Below are 4812 nucleotides of genomic sequence, written 5' to 3'. Positions count from 1 at the left end.
TGAAGTGTTTTCCCTTAAAGTATCTCATGCATCATGCTCCTCAAATCATTTTTCTTACATTTTAAATTCGCTTAGAAAACTTTGCAACAGAACCGATAATTCTAAGGTTATTGTAGCTATCATCACCCCCAAGATGTAATGGGATATAATGATGACAATGAACCTCATAAGCATATAAAAATCTTTCTGTGATTTCACATCTTCCTTTTTTCATAGAATATCTTGAAAGTCTATTATCATAGAATTCAATACTATTATTTGGAGTTAATGATTTCCTCAAGACTTCAAGTTGTGAATTAACCATCATAGCCAGATTTATATATATCGCTGCTCTTCCTTCTATAGTGTAAACATTGTACTTATTAGGTAATAACCTCGTAACTGTATAGTTTATATCGTGTAATGGATAAATATAAACACCGGCTATTTCCCATGTTTTATAAGTTAAGCTATATCGCTTCTTATATGTTTGGTTAGCATTTAAAGGATATTTTTTCTTACTAATATCCTTCAGACGATTGTACATGAGCATGGAAAGTTTATATGAGACATCCTTTAGTTCCCTAAATGCATTCGTGGCATATTTAAAGTAATTTTGTATTCCGGCAATGTACTGATTAAGATTCAAGATATTTTCAGCTATTGGTTGTTTTTGAATTTTTTTGATTTTCTTCTTTACCTTGCTCTTAATCTCTTGCTTCTTTTTGTTCTTAATATTAGTCTGCATTACATACTTTAATCTGCCTTTATTATTTTTCCCCTTAACCTTTGCACAGATTTTGAATCCTAGAAATTCCGAATAACTCTTTCTAAGGTTTATAACTTTAGATTTTTCAGGTGAAATATCTAGTTTCAGTCTTTCTTTTAGGTATAAGCGTACAGCGTGGTACCATTTTTGTGCTGTCTTCCAATCCCTCGCAAATATTTTGAAATCGTCCGCATATCTCACAATATAGCCTTCTTTTAAGTTTGTGGTTTTTAAAGCTCTATTCTTCTTATTATCACCAGAATATTCCCGCTTCGTTTTAAAACCTTCCCATTGGCTATATACCCATTGATCTAAATCATTCAGGACAATATTGGATAGTAGTGGAGAAAGTATTCCACCTTGTGGGGTTCCTTTACTTGGCAACCCTTCACCTTTTATTGGAGCTTTTAACATCTTCATGATAATTTTAAGAACTATCCTGTCCTTAACTCCCATATTCCACAGTTGTTTCATTAGTAGGGTGTGATTTACGTTATCGAAAAAACCTTTAATATCAATATCAACGACGTAATTAAGTTGATATCTATTTACGAGAGATGCACACCTAGCAAGAGCATGGTTAGCACTTCTAATTGGTCTAAAACCATAACTGTGTTTATGAAATTTCGCTTCAGCTATTGGTTCTAAAACCTGCTTAAACATTTGCTGTATTAGCCTATCCTTCATGCAAGGCATACCTAATGGTCTTTTTTCTCCATTAGGTTTAGGGATCATTTTTCTCCGAACTGCTTTAGGTTTATAATTCGTTAAATCATCTCTTATAAGTTGAATAAATTCACCTTTTGTCATTCCTTTATAGTTATCAATGGTAAATTTATCAGTACCTTCCGTTTTTGACCCTTTATTTGATTTGACTGAACGATATGCAAGTAAAATGTTCTCTTCGGAAATGATAATTCTGTATAGTTTGCGAAATGATTGATTTTCTGAGCTCGATTTGTATAAATTATCAAATACACTTTGCATACCGTAATATTCCCAATGTCGTAATGACGTGTTCAGTGTGGCATCTCCTTTCAATTTCTCATGTAATGAAGATGTCTCCCACTTTCCTACTCGACCGCTGAACTTCGTCTTAAGGTATTACTTTAGGTTATAAACTAGTTAGACTTGGGCCCATCCCTCCACGTTTATTAGACGTTTCTTTGGTACTGTGGCCCTACTCTCACAACGATAAATACATTTCGGAAAATAAATTTATCCTTATAGTAACCGTCCCGATGATAGTCGTTGAAATAGACGTTCGTTGCTTTCTCCGTTCCAATTATCCTAGCTGTACATATATTCCCTTAGGTCGTGACTTTAGGCCTGTAAATCTTATAGCATCATTGTTTGCTATCCCGATTTTCATGGGTGCAAAGCTTACTCATCGGTAATTTACCAATCTCTTTGGATTGCGGAAACTTTCGTATTCCGTAGGCTTCTAGACCTGTACATTCGTCACTTTGTCAGTGTTACCTTTACACATTCTAACCATAGGAATCTTATAGCCCCCCGCCCTATCTTTAATCATACCTTCTCTCCAAGTGGCTCCAGATTAAATTCAGGCGACTTCACCTAGCTTCGTACCTCTTAACCGCTATCACAGTTTGACGCACGTAGGAGTATTAGGGAAAGTGTTTCAGCTCAACATGACGGCTTTCATTCCACTTTTCGAATAATTAGTTGTGAGCTCTTATCAAAGAACCCCAATCATTTCATTCCATTAACATGACATTACCATGTTGATATGGAACTTATAGATTAACGGATCGCACTACACCATCCCTGATGACCACATATTGGGCAAGTTGTTCTATAGTACTCAAACCATCTTTCATTACTACCTTTGCTCATACTTCTTGCTGGCCTTAACACTCTACTTACCGCTAATTTTTCTATCGTCATAATATCTCTCCTTTTCCATTAAATTAATAAAAAAAGCCCTTTGGAATACGGAGGTTAAATACCACACAAATGTGTAATTTAATCCGTAACCCGAAGGGCTTTATGTAGTCACTAGAAAATAAAACAAAAAATTGAAAAGAGTATATTAAAAATATACTAAATTTTCCTAATTTAATCTAGGGATTAATTATAATTTTCTTCATTACATTCCAAATCCTTTTTACATTAGACTCATCGTTATAACTGCCTTTAAAATTCGATTCAGGTATTAAATAATTCATAATTTGCTCGAATCCAGGCTTTATCTTTTCAAATGTTGCATCATCCTCGACAAAAAGTTTATTAGAGTATTGTATTTTAGCTACTTCCTCAAAAATAGAAGGAAATTCAAACAAAATATCAGATTCAAACATTTTCTGAATTATTTTCGGTTTACTAAACTCAAACTGATCTATGAAGATGAGTTTAGTTTCAACTTTAGGATTTATTTTTTGAGTAATAAATTTCGAAGCAAGATTATAATTATATACATCGTTATTGCATAGGATCCATAACTCATCAATGTATTTTAAACTTTCAAGCGTATGCTTTACCATAGGACCCGAAGGAATATCTAAAAAGACTAAATCAAAAAAACGTAGCCCTTCAATGTAATAGCGGTTCATTATGTTATCTGTAAAGCATTTATAATTATTACGATTAAAAGGGAAAAAGGTTACTCCCTTATAATGAAGTGGAATTTGTTGTGTTGTTAGATTAGGGTTAATTAAATAATCACTTAATGATATCCAACGTTCATCTATCTTCATAAACTTTTGAACATAAGAATATAATTTGGGTGTATTTGATACACCTTCTAACACAGAAATTGAAATTGAGTAATTAGCCATAAACACAGCGAGGTTAGTCAAAAAGCTTGTAACGCCTACACGATTAATAGGTGACCATACACCAATTACTTTTTCACCTATTAGTTTTCTTCTATGAACAGGGATATTTATATAATTTCTAAGATTTAATATTGCTTTTTCATATGTTTCTTCGCTTATTGCAAGAACACTTTCCCTTTTTATAGTCTCTTTTTTAATTTCTTCACTTACCGGAGTACCCTCTCTACTACATAGTTCATCCTTAGAATTGTTATCATTTTTATTTCCAAGAGTTTTTTCTAAATAATCCTCTTTGCCAGCAGCTACATTTCCATCGTTATTTTTCTCAATTACCTTGGTTTCATTTTGAACAATATTGTCCTGTTCATTTTTAACAGTATTTAATTTTCGTATTTTAACTTCCTCTACAATATGAGGTTCTATTTCTATATCTTCATTATTGTTAATGCGCGATTCATTACTACCGGACTTCTCCTGGTTTCCCTCACCTACATCGCTTCTTGAGTTAACCATAATCATCTTTTGTAAATAAGAATGTAAACTACCAGGTGAATTATCAACCACTTTAAAAGGATGTGTAATAAGATCTAGTTCTAAACTATCTAATTCATCAGCTAAGCATACCTTGTAATTTGCTCTTAAGTTCTGCCGCAGCATTGCAATATAACTACTTCCATTTTCGCCTATTATTTCTTCTGAATCCACGAAAACTGCAAAAACCTCATTATAATCGTCTATATTGGTATACGTTACTTCAATGATCCCATCAACAGGAAAAAATTCTTCAATTACCTTTTTTAATTCGGTAGCAATTGATTTTAAAACTAAAACTTTCAATTCAAGCACCACCTTGCTCTCTACTCAAATTAAATTCCTCTAATAAACGACATAACTGTTTCCTCATTTTGTATGAAAGCTCATACTTACCATTTTCTATATTGGATAAATGGCTAGGAGTTACTCCTAATTCTTTAGCTAATTCGTTTTGTTTAATTCCTAATCTTTTTCTACAAAGCACCAATATTTCAGAATCATTTTCTGGTATCAATGTATCAATAAGCAACATTCTCCCTCCTTCCGTAATTAAAACTTATAACGAACTATTTAAATTCCTTGTCATAATAAGAATATTCTTTTTCTATTAAATTACTAAGTGTTTCTTCTGAAAAAAAAATTGAAAATACTGACTATAAAACATAGTAACTACTCAGCCACCTTTTGGTGTCTTTTTTTAATTTTACTAGTTTCATATGCCTCCCATTTGTA

4 protein-coding genes are annotated in these 4812 nt (G+C 32.6%); all 4 read right to left on the bottom strand.

Features of this window, described 5'->3' with window-relative positions:
- Positions 1–61: 61 nt before the first annotated feature.
- The 4 genes from ltrA to ATL10_RS30180 all read right to left on the bottom strand — a co-directional run bounded on the left by ltrA (position 62) and on the right by ATL10_RS30180 (position 4612).
- Positions 62–1789: a group II intron reverse transcriptase/maturase gene (gene ltrA, locus ATL10_RS30190; RefSeq protein ID WP_258375843.1), complete on the bottom strand. Its 1728-nt coding sequence runs from the start codon at positions 1787–1789 to the stop codon at positions 62–64.
- Between the two features lie 723 nt (positions 1790–2512).
- Positions 2513–2656 carry a hypothetical protein gene (locus tag ATL10_RS31505; protein ID WP_181419368.1) on the bottom strand — a complete coding sequence of 48 codons (144 nt, stop codon included), beginning with the start codon at positions 2654–2656 and terminating at the stop codon, positions 2513–2515.
- A gap of 176 nt (positions 2657–2832) precedes the next feature.
- Entirely contained in the window at positions 2833–4392 is a 1560-nt protein-coding gene (locus ATL10_RS30185) for a hypothetical protein (RefSeq protein ID WP_258375842.1), read from the bottom strand.
- Positions 4385–4612, bottom strand: coding sequence for a helix-turn-helix transcriptional regulator (locus ATL10_RS30180; RefSeq protein WP_000924383.1), 228 nt, complete (start codon positions 4610–4612; stop codon positions 4385–4387). Before ATL10_RS30180 ends, ATL10_RS30185 begins: the two co-directional genes overlap by 8 nt.
- Positions 4613–4812: the final 200 nt, after the last annotated feature.

Source organism: Bacillus sp. 196mf (assembly GCF_003217275.1).
Classification (GTDB): Bacteria; Bacillota; Bacilli; order Bacillales; family Bacillaceae_G; genus Bacillus_A; species Bacillus_A thuringiensis_S.
This window is presented reverse-complemented; position numbering and strand designations above follow the sequence as displayed.